Raw genomic sequence first — 14,603 nt, 5'->3', positions numbered from 1 at the left:
CACCCGATCCCATCTCGAACTCGGCCGTGAAAGCCTCCAGCGCCCATGGTACTGTGTCCTAAGGCACGGGAGAGTCGGTCACCGCCAGACCTGCCAAGATCAGGTCAGCGAGCCCCAAGCGCTCGCCACGCAGTCCCTCGTCACGATCAGCGACCGCACCGGCCTCAGCCCCGGTGTCCGTCGCGGGGTGGAGCAGCCCGGTAGCTCGTCAGGCTCATAACCTGAAGGTCACAGGTTCAAATCCTGTCCCCGCAACCAGTTTCCGAAGCCCCCGCCCTCGCAAGAGGGCGGGGGCTTCGTCGTTCGGGGCCCCCTGCCGATTTGACACGGCGCGACTCCCGGCGCGATGGTCGAGACCCCGTCGGCGGCCGATCGCGCGCCGGCGGCGATCCCGCAGGACGAGAGCGTGACGACGCAGGAGCCGCCCCCCATCGACGACACGCAGGAGTTGCGCGCGCAGCTCGGCCAGGCCTGGCGGGCCGTGCTCGACGCGGCGATCGCGCGGGGGAGCCCGCCCCAGGCGGTGCTCGAGACGATGGCCTGGGTCGCCCACGAGCGCTTCGCCGATCTGTTCGGGGCCTCCGCCGCCGCCACCTATCTGCAACTCCTGTCCGAGGAGCTGCGCGAGCGGGATCGGGGCGAGGTGGAGCGGCTGGTGCGGGGCGAGGAGCCCGCACCCGCGCCCGCCGCGCCGGAGCCGCTGCTCGATCCGGCTTGGCTCGACGGATCGGATTTGCTCTGACGCGCGAAGGCCGGGCCGCAACACGCGGGGACCTTGCGGCGTTCTGACGGGAGACGCATCCGGACCCCGCCATGATCGCCAGGATCATCCCCACCGCCCTGCGCAAGAGGATCGGCCTCGACGACGCACCGGACCCCGGCCTCGACGGGGCGGGGGAGCCGCCGCCGATGGACTTCCCGCCGGTCGAGCCGCTGCGGCCGCCCCTGGCCCAGAATGACGATCCGGATCGACCGCTCCTGGCCGCGATCGAGGAGGACCTTCGGACGGCCGGTTACCTGAGCTGACGGCCGCGCCTTGCCTCTCTTAACGAAACGTTATGCTTAATAGAACCTGAGACTTCGTCCTGCATTCCGCCCGGTTCGCCGAGATGTTAATAAGATTTTACGCATCCGGTACACCAAACGTGAACGGATGGACCTGCGGAACGGGACGGGAGAAGCCGCCATGGTGGCGTACGTGAAGGGCGTAGCGGCGCGCGAAGGGACGAATTTCCGGGAGGGCTGCCGGATTGTCTGGACGGCCTGCCTCGGCTGGGTCGCGATCCGCACCGCGCGCTTCATCCTGGGGTGACGGCGCGCGGGCGCACACCGTCTCACAGGCAACCGATGCAGATGCCGCGCGTCAGCAGCCCGCCGGCCTGGCCCGTCGACATGTGGGGCAGAGGGGGAGGGGGTGGCCGGCGCCGCTCCGGCCCGCGCGCGGTTCCGGGCTCGGCCCGCGGCGGCACGAAGGCGGAGTTCATGTCGCCGTCCCGGCGCGGCCGGACTGGGGACTCGCCCGCCGCGGCCGCGGCGACGCTTCCGGTCGCCAGGAGCGCCGCCACCATCAGCCGGATCATGCCCGTTCCTCCATGCTGCGCCACGCCGACGGGCGCAGCATCCATCGGCGGCCGGCCGGGTGCAAGCCGCCGCCATCCATGCGCGACCGGCATCGAACCATCCAGCCTTTGAGTTGGACCGCATCGGTCGGACGACCCTAGGGTGATCGGACAGACGGCCGCGGCCCCGGATGGGCGAGAGAACGGCCGATGTCCGCCGCGCCGAGGGCCCGGCGGCCCCCTCCTCGGGAGAACGCCCCATGAGTGCCGGCCTCACCGTGGCCGCGGCGCGGCGCAGCCGCGTGCGGCTCGGCATCGTCGCGATGCTGTTCCTCGCCACCACCATCAACTACGCCGACCGGGCCACCGTCTCGATCGCCGGGCCGGCCCTCGCCAGGGATCTCGGCCTCGACGCGGTCACGATGGGCTACGTCTTCTCGGCCTTCGCCTGGTCCTACGTCCTCGCCCAGCTTCCCGGCGGCTGGCTCCTCGACCGCTACGGCGCCAAGACGGTCTATGCCGGGGCGATCCTGCTCTGGTCGGCCTTCACCCTGATGCAGGGATTCGTCGGGTGGCTCACGGGCTTCGCAGCGGTCGCCACGCTGTTCGCCCTGCGCTTCTGCGTCGGCGTCGCCGAGGCCCCGGCCTTCCCGGCCAATGCCCGCATCACCGCCGCCTGGTTCCCGGCGAGCGAACGGGGCACCGCCTCGGCCTTCTTCAACTCCGCCCAGTACTTCGCCACCGTCCTGTTCACCCCCCTGATGGGCTGGATCGTGCACGAATTCGGCTGGCACCACGTCTTCACGGTGATGGGCGCGCTCGGCATCGCCTTCGCGCTCCTCTGGACTCAGGTCGTCCACGGCCCCAAGGACCACCCGGCGATCAACCGGGCGGAGCGCGACTACATCGAGGCCGGCGGCGCCCTCCTCGACATGGACGGACGGGCCGGCGCCGCGCCCCGCGCGGTCGGCGCCACCCTGCGCCAGCTGCTCGGCAACCGCATGCTCCTCGGCATCTATGTCGGCCAGTACTGCATCACCACGCTCACCTACTTCTTCCTGACCTGGTTCCCGGTCTACCTCGTGAAGGAGCGCGGGCTCTCGATCCTGCAGGCGGGCTTCGCCGCCGCGCTGCCGGCCCTCTGCGGCTTCGCCGGCGGCATCCTGGGCGGCTGGATCTCCGACGCGCTGCTGCGCCGCGGCCACTCCCTGACCGTCGCCCGCAAGGTGCCGATCGTCGGCGGCATGCTGCTCTCCATGAGCATCATCGGCTGCAACTACGTCCGGGCGGACGCGGTGGTGGTCGGGCTGATGGCGCTCGCCTTCTTCGGCAAGGGCGTGGGGGCGCTCGGCTGGGCGGTCGTCTCCGACACCTCGCCCCGCGAGACCGGCGGTCTCAGCGGCGGGTTGTTCAACACCTTCGGCAACACCGCCGGGATCACCACGCCGATCGTGATCGGCTACATCGTGCAGACGACCGGCTCCTTCGACGGCGCGCTGGTGTTCGTCGGCCTCAACGCCCTGGTGGCGGTGCTCTGCTACCTCGTGGTGGTCGGCGAGATCCGCCGCGTCGAGCTGCGCTGACGCCCCGTCGCGCGGCTGCACCCACCGTCACGATGCGGGCCGATCGAACAGCCTCTCGATTTCGCTCATGGGCTTGAAGAGGCGGTTGGGCTGATCGGGCAGCCGCAGGAATTCATGCCGCTCGTAGAAGGCGGCGGCCACCTCGTCCTTCGCATCCACGACGACGGCCAGGGAGGCGGTCTCGCTCCGGAGGCACCGCCGCAGCGGGTCGAGGAGAAGGAGCGTGCCGAAGCCGCGCCCGCGGCGCTCCGCGTCGACGGCCAGGCGGCCGCGGAGCGTGGCGGGCAGGAGCGGGTAGCGGGGGAGCTTCGTCACGCGTGAAGCGGGCAGCTCCGCCGCGCGGAGCGACGTGTTCGCGAGCGTGGAGAAGCCGACCCCGGCAGGGGATGGCGGCTCCAGCAGGACGTAGGGCGCCGCGATGTGGCGGCGGGCGTCCTGGCCCGCCTGCGATCTCAGGGAGCGGTCGCGCGCCTCGACGCCACACGCGAAGCCGGAGCGATCGTGCTGCGCCGTGTCGAGAAGCGCGATGACGGGCCTCGCGAGGCTCATCTCTCCCCGTCATCCACCAAGGCCGTGTAGCGCGCGACACGCTCCCGCATCCTGGCCCCCGGCTCGCGAGGATTGAGGAACGCGTCCGCGAAGGCCTGGGAATCCCTCACGCTGAGGGCGATCATCTCGTGCTCCTTGATCGCGCGCTTGGCGGCATCCCTGACGCTCGCCCACACGAAATCGGTGATGCTTCGCCCCTCCAGCGCCGCCGCGTGCGCGATGAGGGCCTTCTGTTCCGCCGTCACCCGGGCTTCCAGCCGTTCCGCCCGGCGCCGGGTCGCCGGCGCCTTCTCCTGCCGTCGTCCGTGAGCCATGGCTGCCTCCGCATCCGCTCCCTCATGGACGGCCCTTTGCCGGCACTTTCCCATCCTCCCCGCAACCCGATGCGGAACTCCCGCGGCGCGCGTGGGCGGCACCCGGGCGTGACCCTCCGTGCCCGATCCGCTCTTCTCGGGCCGGACATCCGGGCTATCGTAGGAGTGCGGCCGGGCGCGCCCCGGCGGGGGGCCGGAGGCGGGTGTGATCGAATTCAGCCAGATCCGCTGCTTCGTCGCCGTGGCGGAGGAGCTGCATTTCGGCCGCGCGGCCTCCCGCCTCGGCATGACCCAGCCGCCCCTGTCCCGGCAGATCCAGGTGCTGGAGCGCATCCTCGACGCGCAGCTCCTCGAACGCTCCAGCCGCTCCGTCCGCCTCACGGCGGCCGGGCGCAGCTTCCTGCCGGAGGCCCAGCGCATCCTGCGGCTCTCGGAGGCCGCCGCCCACGTCACCCGGCAGGTCGCGGCGGGCCGGGCCGGCACCCTCAAGCTCAGCTTCACGGCGGCCTCCGCCTACGCCTTCCTGCCCGACCTCGTCACCGCCTGCCGCGCCGCCCTGCCGGACGTCGCGCTCAGCCTGCGCGAGATGGTGACCAAGGACCAGATCGAGGACCTGCTCGCCGGCCGCATCGACGCGGCCCTGGTGCGCCCGCCGGTGACCCATCCCGAACTCGATGCCGTCGGTGCCCGGGCCGAACCCCTGGTCGCGGCCCTTCCCGAGGGTCATCCGCTGGCGGAGCGGGCCGGCCTCACGCTCGCGGATTTCGACCGCGTTCCCTTCATCGGCTACGCCCCCCACGAGGCGCACTACTTCTACGACCTGACCGCGGGCCTGTTCGCGCAGGCGCGGGTGCAGCCGCGCACCGTCCAGCAGCTCGCCCAGATCCACTCGATCCTGGCCTTGGTGCGGGCGGGGCTCGGCCTCGCCCTGGTGCCGCAGGCCGCCGAGGGCCTGCGCCTCGCGGGCGTCGCCTACCGCCCCCTCGCCCTCCCGCAGCCGCGTCCCGTCGAACTCGTCCTCGCGTGGCGACGCGACCACGACAACCCGCTGATCGCGCGGCTGGTCCGCCTCGTGGCGGCGCGGGCGCACGCGCCACCGGCCTGACGGCGTCCCGCCCATGCGCCCGCAACATCGATCCATTCAGCCTTTGGCTTGGACGCGCATCGCCGGACGGGCCTAGAACGGTGTCGGGGCGGCGCGTGAGACGCCGCCCGGAGGGAGCACGCCATGGAGAATTCGGCCAGCCGCTCGCACGGCCTGTCGCGCGCGCCGACCATCACCGCCATGCGGGTCGTCCCCGTGGCCGGCCGCGACAGCATGCTGCTGAACCTCTCGGGCGCGCACGGGCCGTTCTTCACCCGCAACCTCGTGGTCCTCACCGACTCGACCGGCGCCACCGGCCTCGGCGAGGTGCCGGGCGGCGAGGGCATCCGCCGCACCCTGGAGGAGGCGGGCGACCTCGTCCTCGGCCAGCCGCTCGGCGCCTGGAACCGGGTGCTCGCCGCCATGCGGGCGCGCTTCGCCGACCGCGATTCGGGCGGGCGCGGCCTTCAGACCTTCGACCTGCGCATCACCATCCACGCGGTCACGGCGGTGGAATCCGCCTTCCTCGACCTGCTCGGCCAGTTCCTCGACGTGCCGGTGGCCGCCCTCCTGGGCGAGGGCCAGCAGCGCGACGCGGTCGAGATGCTGGGCTACCTGTTCTACGTCGGCGACCGCCGCCGGACGGACCTGCCCTACCGCGAGCCGGAGGCCCGCGACGGCTGGCGGCGGCTACGCGACGAGGAGGCGCTGACGCCCGAGGCCGTGGTGCGCCTCGCCGAGGCCGCCCACGAGGCCTACGGCTTCAACGACTTCAAGCTCAAGGGCGGGGTGCTCTCCGGCGAGGAGGAGATCGCCGCCGTGACGGCGATCCACGCGCGCTTCCCCGAGGCCCGCGTCACCCTCGACCCGAACGGGGCGTGGTCCCTCGACGAGGCGATCCGGCTCTGCAAGGGGCAGGGCCACGTGCTCGCCTACGCGGAGGATCCCTGCGGGGCGGAAGGCGGCTTCTCGGGCCGCGAGGTCATGGCGGAGTTCCGCCGCGCCACCGGGCTTCCCACCGCCACCAACATGATCGCCACCGACTGGCGGCAGATGGTGCACGCCCTCCAGCTCGGCGCCGTCGACATCCCCCTCGCCGATCCGCATTTCTGGACGCTCGCCGGAGCCGTGCGGGTGGCCCAGACCTGCCGCGACCACGGCCTGACCTGGGGCTCGCACTCGAACAACCACTTCGACGTGTCCCTCGCCATGTTCACCCACGCGGCCGCGGCCGCGCCCGGCAAGGTCACGGCCATCGACACCCACTGGATCTGGCAGGACGGGCAGCGGCTCACCAAGGAGCCCCTGCAGATCCGCGGCGGTCTCGTGCGGGTGCCGGAGCGGCCCGGCCTCGGCATCGAGATCGACTGGGCGGCGGTCGAGGAGGCGCATTCCCTCTATCAGCGCCACGGCCTCGGCGCCCGCGACGACGCGGCGGCGATGCAGTGCCTCATCCCCGGCTGGACCTTCGACCCCAAGCGCCCCTGCCTGGTGCGCTGACGCGAACGGAGCACGACCCATGGACATCCTCACCAACCGCTTCAAGGCCGCGATCCGCGAGGGCCGCCAGCAGGTGGGCCTCTGGTGCAGCCTCGCGAGCCCGATCTCCACCGAGGTCGTGGCCGGCTCCGGCTTCGACTGGCTGCTCCTCGACATGGAGCACTCGCCCAACGACCTGCGCGACATCTACGGCCAGCTCCAGGCCATGGCGGAGGGCACCGCCTCGGCGGTGGTGCGGGTGCCGGGCGACGATCCCGTCACCATCAAGCGCATCCTCGACGCGGGGGCGCAGTCGCTGATGATCCCGAACGTGGACGATGCCGCGCAGGCCCGGCGCGTGGTCGCGGCGACGCGCTACGCCCCGAACGGCATCCGCGGCTTCTCGCAGGCGCCCCGGGCCGCCCGCTTCGGGCGCATCCCCGACTATCACGCCCGCTGCGAGGCCGAGATCGCCGTCCTGGTCCAGGTCGAGTCCCGCCGCGCCCTCGACAACCTCGACGAGATCGCCGCCGTGGAGGGCGTCGACGGCGTCTTCGTCGGCCCGGGCGACCTCTCGACCAGCCTCGGCTATCTCGGCCGCCAGAACCACGCGGACGTGGTGGCGGTGATCGAGGACACGATCCGCCGCATCCGCGCCGCCGGCAAGGCGGCCGGCATCCTGACGGCGAACGAGGAACTCGCCCTGCGCTACGCCAAGGCCGGCACCGTCTTCACCGCCATCGGCTCGGATCTCGGGCTCCTCGCCCGCAGCTCCGAGGCCCTCGCCGCGCGCTTCCGCGCCGGCCTCTGAAGAAAAGGGAGTCACCCCTCATGGACGTCGGATTCATCGGGCTCGGCATCATGGGCGCGCCCATGGCCGGGCACCTCATCGCGGGCGGCCACAGCCTGCACCTGAAGAGCCGCCGCGCCGTGCCGGAGCCCCTCGTGGCGGCGGGCGGCCGCGCCTGCGCCAGCGCCCGCGAGGTGGCGGAGCGTTCGGAGGTGGTCATCCTGATGGTGCCGGACACGCCCGACGTCGAGGCGGTGCTCTTCGGCGAGGGCTGCGTCGCCGAGGGCCTGCGGAAGGGCGCGGTCGTGGTCGACATGAGTTCGATCTCGCCCATCGCCACCCGCGACTTCGCCGCCCGCATCGCGGCCAAGGGCGGCGCCTACGTGGACGCGCCGGTCTCCGGCGGCGAGGTCGGCGCCAAGAACGCCGCGCTCTCGATCATGGTCGGGGGCAGCGAGGAGGCGGTGGCGCGGGTGCGACCGCTCCTCGACCTGATGGGCAAGACCGTCACCCATGTGGGCGAGGTCGGGGCCGGCCAGGTCGCCAAGGTGGCCAACCAGATCATCGTGGCGCTGACCATCGAGGCGGTGGCCGAGGGCCTGCTCTTCGCCTCGAAGGCCGGGGCCGATCCGGCCAAGGTCCGCCAGGCGATCACCGGCGGGCTCGCCACCTCGCGCATCCTGGAACTGCACGGGGAGCGCATGATCAAGCGCACCTTCGATCCGGGCTTCCGGATCGCGCTCCACCAGAAGGACCTGAACCTCGCCCTGGAGGGCGCCCGCAGCCTCGGTCTCAGCCTGCCCGGCACGGCCCTCGCCCAGCAGCTCTTCTCGGCCTGCGCGGCGAACGGGGCGGGGGGCGCCGACCACTCGGCGCTGGTGCGCGCCCTGGAGATCCTGGGCAACCACCAGGTGGCGGAGTAGCGCCGCGGCCGGGCCGCCTCCCGGGGGAGGCGGCCCGGGTCGGACTCACTCCTCGTCGAACTCGCCCTGGATCGCGCGCTCGCGGGGCACCACCACGTAGGGGGAGCGCTCGCGGGGATAGACCGCGTAGGGACCGGCCTGCGCATCCTCGTCGACGATGCCGTAGCGGCGCTCGAGGCCGGCCCGCGGGCCGCCGGCCTGCTGCCCGGAGGTGTTGTAGGGCGAGCCGCCCTGCGCGAAGGCGGGCGCGGCCGCGACCAGCAGGGTGCCGGCCGCCAGGATCGACTTGAGGATCATCGCTGTCTCCGATGGCATCGGCCGCCGCGGTGGCGGCCTTTGCCGGGATGACGTTCGCGGGCGCGAAAGGTTCGGCGCGCCGGGTGCGGCATCGCACCCGGCCCGGACAGGACCGAACTCCGGGCGAGGAGGGCGATCGCCGCGTCGGGAGGCGAGGGAACCGGCTGCCGGGAGCGGTCGCACGGCTCGCGCGCTCATCTCCCCCTATCCGGACGACGGCAGCGTCTGCGGAAGGGAGATCCGGAAAAGGCGGAGCTCTTGAAGAAGCGGGGTGTCTCCCGGTTGCGTCCGCGAGTCTCCGCCGCGCGGGTGAGAACCACACGACAGGCGCTCCGTCGCCGGCCGATGCCTGCCCATCGCGCGGCCATGGGCCAAGCGCCTCACTCGGCCGCCGCCAGCATCCGTGCCAGCATTCGCGCCAGTCTGGTGGGGTCGAAGGGTTTTTCCCAGTGGGGCACCTCCCGGAAGGCTTCCGGCAGCGCGACGCGGTCGTAGCCCGTGGCGAAGACGTAGGGCACGGCGCGGGCCGCCAGCGCTTCCGCCACGGGGAAGGCCGATTCCCCGCGCAGGTTGATGTCGAGCACGGCCGCGTCGATCCGCTCCTCGCCGGCGAGGAGCGCCAGCGCCTGCTCCCGGCTCGGGGCCGGCCCCACCACCTCGGCGCCCAGGTCGCCGAGCGCCCGGGCCATGTCGTCGGCCACGAAGTACTCGTCCTCCACCACGAGGATGCGGCGCTGCGCGAGGGGTCTCTGCATGGGCGTGTCCGCCATCGGCTGCCTCCCGGCTGTCGAGAGCCTCGTCCGACGGAGAAGATGCCGGTTCTCCGCAGGACCTGCGGCCACAAGGAAACCCTCCGGCAGCGCGCGAGGGCCGCGCGATCGGGTGCTGCTCGCGAGCAGGGATCCTTTCCCCAGCACGGATAACATGGGTTGAGCCTAGGAGGTTGCGGCGGGTGTACCGGTAGGGCCGGAGCGCGACCGGGATCCCGATGGCCACCTACCTGATCCGCAAGCTCGAACAATTCACCCGTCTGTCCGTCGACGACAGACAGGCGCTCGAGCGGGCGGCGTCCGGTAAATTGCGGCGGCTGGCCGCCCGCGAGGACATCGTCCGCGAGGGCGACGCGCCGCGGCGCGTCAACCTCCTCCTCGACGGCTGGGCCTGCCGCTACAAGGTGCTGGAGGACGGCCGGCGCCAGATCGCCGCCTTCCTTCTGCCGGGCGACCTCTGCGACATCCGCCTGTTCATCCTCCGGAGCATGGACCACTCGGTCGGCACGCTCTCGCCCGCCACGGTGGCGGAGATCTCCCGCGAGACGATCCTCGACCTCACCGACAATTTCCCGCGGGTGAGCCGCGCCCTGTGGTGGTACTCCCTCGTGGAGGAAGCGACGCAGCGCGAGTGGACCACCAATCTCGGCCAGCGCGACGCGCTCGAGCGGATCGCGCACCTCTTCTGCGAGGTGTTCATCCGCCTGCGCAGCGTCGGGCTCACCGACGGCACCAGCTGCGACCTGCCGGTCACCCAGGTGGAACTCGCCGACGCCACCGGCCTGTCGACCGTGCACGTCAACCGCACCCTGCAGGAACTGCGCGCCCGCGGCCTCGTCGTCCTGCGCGGCAAGGTGCTGACCATCCCCAACCTCGCGGCCCTCCAGGACGCTGCCCTGTTCAGCCCCAACTACCTCCACCTGGAGCGGGAGGGGCAGGACCTCGATGCCAACGACGTCTGAGCGCCGCCCATGAGCAACCGCGACATCATCGTCGTCGGTGGCTCGTCCGGCGCCACCGCCCCGCTCAAGGCGCTGCTCGCCGCCCTGCCTCCCGACCTGCCGGCCGCGGTGTTCGTCGTGCTGCACATCCCGGCGCGCAGCCTCGGCCTCCTCGCGACCGTCTCGGCGGCGGCGAGCCGCCTGCCCGTCGAGGCGGCGGCGGACGGGATGCCGATCCGCCCCGGCCGGGTCTATCTCGGCGTGCCCGACCGCCACCTGCTGCTCGGCGACGGGGTGATCCGCCTCGGCCGCGGCCCGCGCGAGAACATGGTGCGGCCGGCCATCGACCCGCTCTTCCGCTCGGCGGCGGCCGCCTACGGCCCGCGGGTGATCGGCGTCGTGCTGAGCGGCCTCCTCAGCGACGGCGCCTCCGGGCTCGGCGCGATCAAGCGCTGCGGCGGCCTCGCCCTGGTGCAGGACCCGGCCGACGCCCTCGCCGACGAGATGCCGCTCGCCGCGCTCGCGGCCGCCCCGGTCGACCGCGCGGTGGAGGGGGCGCGGCTCGGCGACGTGCTGGCGGACCTCGCCCGCGAGACCGCCGGACCGCGCCGGCCGGTGCCGCCGGAGATCCGCCTGGAGGTCGACATCGCGGCGGGCGAGCGGATCGATTCCGGCGAGTTGCAGCGGATCGCCGACCCGGCGCCGCTGACCTGCCCGCAATGTCACGGGGTGCTGTCGCAAGTGCGGGGCGAGCAGCCGCTGCGGTTCCGCTGCCAGGTCGGCCACGGCTTCACGGCGGACATCCTCGCCCGGGAGCAGGAGAGCGCGGTGGACGAGGCGATGCGGGTGGCCCTGCGCATCGTCGAGGAGCGCGTCGAGCTCGTCAGCCGGATGGCTGAGGACGGCCGCCGGGCGGGCCGCCCGGCCGTCGCCGACCTCTACGCGGACCGGGCGGCCGAGTACCGGCGCTACGCCGAGACGATCCGGCGCGCGATCCTGCGCGCGGTGCCGCGCGCTGAGGCGTCCGACCCGGAAGACGGCGAGGACAAGCCGGGCTAATCTCGCGGCGGATTCTCCACCGCGGGGCGCGGTCGGCACGAAGTCGGGAGGCGGTGAGGGCGACCATGGGGGCTGACACCCGATCCGACGGGACCGACGAACCGGTCGACATCGTGCTGGCCGTCAGCGCGTCCGCGGTGAGCCCGGCCTCCCTGGAAGCCCTCCTGGCCCGGCCGCTGCCGAGCCGGGGCGTGGCCATCGTCCTGGTCCTGCAGAACCGCGAACTCCTCGACGAGGATCGCCTGCGGCTCGCCCTGGCGCCGTCCGGCCGCGTTCTGACGCCGATCGCGGACGGGCTCCCGCTCGCCGCCGGCCGGATCTACCTGCCGGCGCCCGATGCCATCGTGGCGATCGAGGGCGGGCGGTTCCGCAGCCGCCCCGCCGAGCAGGCGCCCGGGGAGCGGGGCGTCATCGACAGCCTCCTCGTCTCGCTCGGCCGCGAGGAGGACCGGCGCGCCATCGTGGTGGCCCTCGCGGGCACCGACGGGGATGGCACGCTCGGCGTCCGGATGATCAAGGAGGCCGGCGGCCTCGCCCTCGCCGAGCGGCCCGAGGAGGCCCGCGCCGACGACCTGTCGGGCAGCAGCAGCCCGGCGGCGATCGCCGACGCGGTCCTGCCCCTCGACGAACTCGCCGACCGGCTGCGGGACTACGTCGCGCAGATGCTTCGCGAGGGCGGCGCGCTCCCCGACGAGAGCGCCCTCGGCGAGGAGGTCGCCTCGGCGCTCGCCGCCGTCGCCACGATCCTGCGCAACAAGACCGGCCACGACTTCCACGGCTACAAGCCCGGCACCTTCCTGCGCCGGATTCAGCGCCGCATGCAGGTGGTGCAGGCCGAGACCCTCCCGGCCTACCTGGAGATCCTCCGCGCCCGGCCCGACGAGGCGCAGAACCTGTTCAACGACCTCCTGATCGGGGTCACCCAGTTCTTCCGCGACGCGGGCGAGTTCGAGATCCTGGAACGCGAGGTGATCCCGGCCCTGTTCGACCGCAGGTCCCGCGGCGACCAGCTCCGCGTCTGGGTGATCGGCTGCTCGACCGGCGAGGAGGCCTACTCGATCGCGATCCTGCTGCGCGAGCGAATGGCCGACCGCGACGAGGTCCCGCAGATCCAGATCTTCGCCACCGACCTCGACGGGCGGGCGCTGGCCTTCGCCCGGGCCGGGCGCTACGCCGACGACATCGCCGCCACCATGTCGCCCGAACGGCTCGCCCGCTGGTTCGTCAAGGAGGGCGACACCTACTGCGTCGTCAAGGACCTGCGGGAGATGTGCATCTTCTCCCAGCACAGCATCGTCAAGGACGCGCCCTTCTCGCGCCTCGACCTCGTCTCCTGCCGCAACCTGCTGATCTACCTCGACGCGGACCTGCAGAGCCGGGTGATCCCGCTGTTCCACTTCGCCCTGCGCCCGGGCGGCTTCCTGTTCCTGGGCAATTCGGAGAACGTCTCGCGGCACACGGCCCTGTTCACGCCGATCGAGGGCCGCTCGCGGATCTTCCGGCGGCTGGAGACCGGCACGCGCACGCTGCCCGACATCCCCTTCTCGACGATCGAGCGCCGGCTGACGCCGCCGCTCCTGCCCGCCGACAGGCCCCGCGCCGCCGAGGCGACCCTGACGCGCCGGGCCGAGCGCTTCGCCGAGCGCTTCGCCCCCGCCTACGTCATCGTCGACGAGAGCTACACGGTGCTGCACTTCTCCGGCCGCACCGGCCGCTACATCGACCCGGCCGGCGGCGCGGCGAGCCTCAACCTGCTGCAGCTCGTCCATCCGGACCTGCGCCTCGACCTGCGGGCGGCCCTGGCGCGGGCGGCCGAGCAGGGCCGCACGGTGCAGCTCGACGGGTTGCGGCTCGGCCTCAACGGGCACCGGCTCGTCGTCGACCTCGTGGTCGAGCCGGTGCAGGAGGCGCCGAGCGCGGGCCTCAGCTATTTCGTGCTGTTCAAGGACGGCACCGTCCTGCCGGAGGATGACGACGGCCCCTCCGCCGCCTCCGCCCAGACCGAGCACGCCCAGCGCCTCGAGGCGGAGCTGCGCACCACCAAGGACCGCCTCCAGGCCACGATCGAGGAACTCGAGAGCACCAACGAGGAGTTGAAATACTCCAACGAGGAGTATCAATCGCTCAACGAGGAACTGCAGAGCGCCAACGAGGAGCTGGAGACCTCCAAGGAGGAGCTGCAATCCGTCAACGAGGAATTGACCACCGTCAACGGCGAGCTGGCGCACCGGGTCAACGAACTCACGCGGGCGACCAGCGACCTGAAGAACTTCCTGGAGAGCACGCAGATCGCCACGGTGTTCCTGGACAACGAACTCAGGGTGACGAACTCGACGCCGGCGGTGGCGGAGATCTTCCACTTGGTGGAGTCGGATGTCGGCCGGCCGATCGCGCATATCAAGCCGCGGGTGGTCTACGACGAGCTGCAGGAGGATGCGCGCCGGGTGCTGCGCACGCTCGGCACGGTGGAGCGCGAGATCCTCAACCCGGCCACGGGCGCTCGCTACATGGTGCGCGTGCTGCCCTACCGGAGCGTCGACAACTTCATCGCGGGCGTGGTCGTCACCTTCGTCGACATCACGGCCCGGCAGCGGGCCGAGGAGGCCCTGCGGACGAGCGAGGGGCAGGCCAAGCTGCTGCTCGCCGAACTCCAGCACCGGGTGCGCAACACGCTCGCGGTGATGCGCTCGATCGTGCGGCGCACCGCGATGTCGAGCGACACGGTGGAGGATTACGCCGCGCATCTGGAAGGGCGCATCGACGCCTTCGCGCGGGTCCAGTCCGCCCTGACCCGGGACCCGACCGCGGGCATCGACCTGGAGCAGATCGTCAGCCACGAGCTCCTGGCGCACGCGGCGCACGAGGGCGAGCAGGTGCGCAGCATCGCCGGGCCCCCCGTGCGGCTGCACCCCAAGGCCGCCGAGACCCTGGCGCTCGCCGTGCACGAACTCGCCACCAACGCGGTCAAGCACGGGGCGCTCACCGCCCCGAGCGGGCGCGTCACCGTGGCGTGGGACATCGACGACCGGGCGGAGCCCGAGCCGCTGCTCGTCCTCGAATGGACCGAATCCGGGATCCTGCTCCCGAGCAACACCCCGTCCCGGCGCGGCTTCGGCACGGAGCTGATCGAGCGGACCCTGGCCTACGAACTCGGCGGCAGCGCGGTGATCGATTTCCGGGCCGGAGGCCTGTACTGCCGCATCGCCGTGCCGGCCAACGACCGCGTCCTGGTGCTGAGCCGGCGGAAGTAGCGCC

Annotated in this window: 16 protein-coding genes, 1 tRNA gene and 1 rRNA gene; 13 read left to right on the top strand and 5 right to left on the bottom strand. The window is 72.5% G+C overall.

All coding sequences use genetic code 11. The features are described 5' to 3' along the window. The 5 genes from rrf to ACW9J6_RS33570 all read left to right on the top strand — a co-directional run. A 5S ribosomal RNA gene (gene rrf / locus ACW9J6_RS33590) occupies positions 1 to 90 on the top strand; the annotation flags it as partial. A 91-nt stretch (positions 91 to 181) separates the two neighbouring features. Continuing rightward, positions 182 to 258 (top strand) — tRNA-Met (locus ACW9J6_RS33585). A gap of 88 nt (positions 259 to 346) precedes the next feature. Further along, positions 347 to 742, top strand: a complete 396-nt coding sequence (locus ACW9J6_RS33580; RefSeq protein ID WP_457120671.1) for a hypothetical protein — start codon at positions 347 to 349, stop codon at positions 740 to 742. Positions 743 to 813: 71 nt separating this feature from the next. Continuing rightward, positions 814 to 1,026 (top strand): hypothetical protein, encoded by a 213-nt coding sequence (locus ACW9J6_RS33575; protein ID WP_457120670.1) that lies wholly within the window; start codon positions 814 to 816, stop codon positions 1,024 to 1,026. 160 nt (positions 1,027 to 1,186) lie between these two features. Next, positions 1,187 to 1,312 carry a hypothetical protein gene (locus ACW9J6_RS33570; protein WP_457120669.1) on the top strand — a complete coding sequence of 42 codons (126 nt, stop codon included), beginning with the start codon at positions 1,187 to 1,189 and terminating at the stop codon, positions 1,310 to 1,312. 22 nt (positions 1,313 to 1,334) lie between these two features. On the opposite strand, the gene ACW9J6_RS33565 is transcribed toward ACW9J6_RS33570, so the two are convergent. Next, the gene (locus ACW9J6_RS33565; protein ID WP_457120668.1) at positions 1,335 to 1,580 is read right to left on the bottom strand and encodes a hypothetical protein; all 246 of its coding nucleotides are present in this window, start codon (positions 1,578 to 1,580) and stop codon (positions 1,335 to 1,337) included. A gap of 239 nt (positions 1,581 to 1,819) precedes the next feature. Here ACW9J6_RS33565 and ACW9J6_RS33560 point away from each other — a divergent pair, with 239 nt between their 5' ends. After that, a complete protein-coding gene (locus ACW9J6_RS33560) occupies positions 1,820 to 3,142 on the top strand; it encodes an MFS transporter (protein ID WP_457120667.1) in 1,323 nt (440 codons plus the stop codon). Between the two features lie 27 nt (positions 3,143 to 3,169). Here ACW9J6_RS33560 and ACW9J6_RS33555 read toward each other — a convergent pair whose 3' ends face one another. Both ACW9J6_RS33555 and ACW9J6_RS33550 read right to left on the bottom strand, forming a co-directional pair. Beyond that, positions 3,170 to 3,691, bottom strand: a complete 522-nt coding sequence (locus ACW9J6_RS33555; protein ID WP_457120666.1) for a GNAT family N-acetyltransferase — start codon at positions 3,689 to 3,691, stop codon at positions 3,170 to 3,172. Then, positions 3,688 to 4,005 carry a type II toxin-antitoxin system TacA family antitoxin gene (locus ACW9J6_RS33550; protein WP_457120665.1) on the bottom strand — a complete coding sequence of 106 codons (318 nt, stop codon included), beginning with the start codon at positions 4,003 to 4,005 and terminating at the stop codon, positions 3,688 to 3,690. The genes ACW9J6_RS33555 and ACW9J6_RS33550 overlap by 4 nt, the downstream gene beginning before the upstream one ends. Positions 4,006 to 4,210: 205 nt before the next feature. Here ACW9J6_RS33550 and ACW9J6_RS33545 point away from each other — a divergent pair, with 205 nt between their 5' ends. The 4 genes from ACW9J6_RS33545 (at position 4,211) to ACW9J6_RS33530 (ending at position 8,281) form a co-directional block, all read left to right on the top strand. Then, entirely contained in the window at positions 4,211 to 5,110 is a 900-nt protein-coding gene (locus ACW9J6_RS33545; protein ID WP_457120664.1) for a LysR substrate-binding domain-containing protein, read from the top strand. Positions 5,111 to 5,233: 123 nt separating this feature from the next. Continuing rightward, positions 5,234 to 6,589 (top strand): glucarate dehydratase, encoded by a 1,356-nt coding sequence (gene gudD / locus ACW9J6_RS33540; RefSeq protein WP_457120663.1) that lies wholly within the window; start codon positions 5,234 to 5,236, stop codon positions 6,587 to 6,589. Positions 6,590 to 6,608: 19 nt separating this feature from the next. Next, positions 6,609 to 7,379, top strand: coding sequence for an HpcH/HpaI aldolase family protein (locus ACW9J6_RS33535; protein ID WP_457120662.1), 771 nt, complete (start codon positions 6,609 to 6,611; stop codon positions 7,377 to 7,379). Positions 7,380 to 7,399: 20 nt separating this feature from the next. Next, entirely contained in the window at positions 7,400 to 8,281 is an 882-nt protein-coding gene (locus tag ACW9J6_RS33530; protein WP_457120661.1) for a 2-hydroxy-3-oxopropionate reductase, read from the top strand. Positions 8,282 to 8,326: 45 nt separating this feature from the next. Here the strand turns inward: ACW9J6_RS33530 and ACW9J6_RS33525 are convergent, their stop codons facing one another. Next, positions 8,327 to 8,578 (bottom strand): hypothetical protein, encoded by a 252-nt coding sequence (locus ACW9J6_RS33525; RefSeq protein WP_457120660.1) that lies wholly within the window; start codon positions 8,576 to 8,578, stop codon positions 8,327 to 8,329. Positions 8,579 to 8,958: 380 nt separating this feature from the next. Beyond that, the gene (locus ACW9J6_RS33520) at positions 8,959 to 9,333 is read right to left on the bottom strand and encodes a response regulator (RefSeq protein ID WP_457120659.1); all 375 of its coding nucleotides are present in this window, start codon (positions 9,331 to 9,333) and stop codon (positions 8,959 to 8,961) included. A 233-nt stretch (positions 9,334 to 9,566) separates the two neighbouring features. Here ACW9J6_RS33520 and ACW9J6_RS33515 point away from each other — a divergent pair, with 233 nt between their 5' ends. The 3 genes from ACW9J6_RS33515 to ACW9J6_RS33505 all read left to right on the top strand — a co-directional run bounded on the left by ACW9J6_RS33515 (position 9,567) and on the right by ACW9J6_RS33505 (position 14,599). Further along, a complete protein-coding gene (locus tag ACW9J6_RS33515) occupies positions 9,567 to 10,310 on the top strand; it encodes a Crp/Fnr family transcriptional regulator (RefSeq protein ID WP_457120658.1) in 744 nt (247 codons plus the stop codon). A gap of 9 nt (positions 10,311 to 10,319) precedes the next feature. Continuing rightward, entirely contained in the window at positions 10,320 to 11,348 is a 1,029-nt protein-coding gene (locus ACW9J6_RS33510; protein ID WP_457120657.1) for a chemotaxis protein CheB, read from the top strand. A gap of 65 nt (positions 11,349 to 11,413) precedes the next feature. After that, complete coding sequence (locus tag ACW9J6_RS33505; RefSeq protein WP_457120656.1) at positions 11,414 to 14,599, top strand: CheR family methyltransferase; 3,186 nt, start codon at positions 11,414 to 11,416, stop codon at positions 14,597 to 14,599. Positions 14,600 to 14,603: the final 4 nt, after the last annotated feature.

The sequence above is a fragment of the Methylobacterium sp. JK268 genome (assembly GCF_054052225.1).
Note: the sequence above shows the minus strand (reverse complement) of the source record. Positions and strands in the feature narration are given on the sequence as shown.

Bases quoted from the DNA above. Each gene is read 5' to 3' on its own strand.
- ACW9J6_RS33555 (WP_457120666.1), bottom strand. From the start codon at position 3,691: ATGAGCCTCGCGAGGCCCGTCATCGCGCTTCTCGACACGGCGCAGCAC.
- ACW9J6_RS33535 (WP_457120662.1), top strand. From the start codon at position 6,609: ATGGACATCCTCACCAACCGCTTCAAGGCCGCGATCCGCGAGGGCCGC.
- ACW9J6_RS33560 (WP_457120667.1), top strand. From the start codon at position 1,820: ATGAGTGCCGGCCTCACCGTGGCCGCGGCGCGGCGCAGCCGCGTGCGG.
- ACW9J6_RS33565 (WP_457120668.1), bottom strand. From the start codon at position 1,580: ATGATCCGGCTGATGGTGGCGGCGCTCCTGGCGACCGGAAGCGTCGCC.
- gudD (WP_457120663.1), top strand. From the start codon at position 5,234: ATGGAGAATTCGGCCAGCCGCTCGCACGGCCTGTCGCGCGCGCCGACC.
- ACW9J6_RS33510 (WP_457120657.1), top strand. From the start codon at position 10,320: ATGAGCAACCGCGACATCATCGTCGTCGGTGGCTCGTCCGGCGCCACC.
- ACW9J6_RS33580 (WP_457120671.1), top strand. From the start codon at position 347: ATGGTCGAGACCCCGTCGGCGGCCGATCGCGCGCCGGCGGCGATCCCG.
- ACW9J6_RS33570 (WP_457120669.1), top strand. From the start codon at position 1,187: ATGGTGGCGTACGTGAAGGGCGTAGCGGCGCGCGAAGGGACGAATTTC.
- ACW9J6_RS33530 (WP_457120661.1), top strand. From the start codon at position 7,400: ATGGACGTCGGATTCATCGGGCTCGGCATCATGGGCGCGCCCATGGCC.
- ACW9J6_RS33520 (WP_457120659.1), bottom strand. From the start codon at position 9,333: ATGCAGAGACCCCTCGCGCAGCGCCGCATCCTCGTGGTGGAGGACGAG.
- ACW9J6_RS33575 (WP_457120670.1), top strand. From the start codon at position 814: ATGATCGCCAGGATCATCCCCACCGCCCTGCGCAAGAGGATCGGCCTC.
- ACW9J6_RS33550 (WP_457120665.1), bottom strand. From the start codon at position 4,005: ATGGCTCACGGACGACGGCAGGAGAAGGCGCCGGCGACCCGGCGCCGG.
- ACW9J6_RS33525 (WP_457120660.1), bottom strand. From the start codon at position 8,578: ATGATCCTCAAGTCGATCCTGGCGGCCGGCACCCTGCTGGTCGCGGCC.
- ACW9J6_RS33505 (WP_457120656.1), top strand. From the start codon at position 11,414: ATGGGGGCTGACACCCGATCCGACGGGACCGACGAACCGGTCGACATC.
- ACW9J6_RS33515 (WP_457120658.1), top strand. From the start codon at position 9,567: ATGGCCACCTACCTGATCCGCAAGCTCGAACAATTCACCCGTCTGTCC.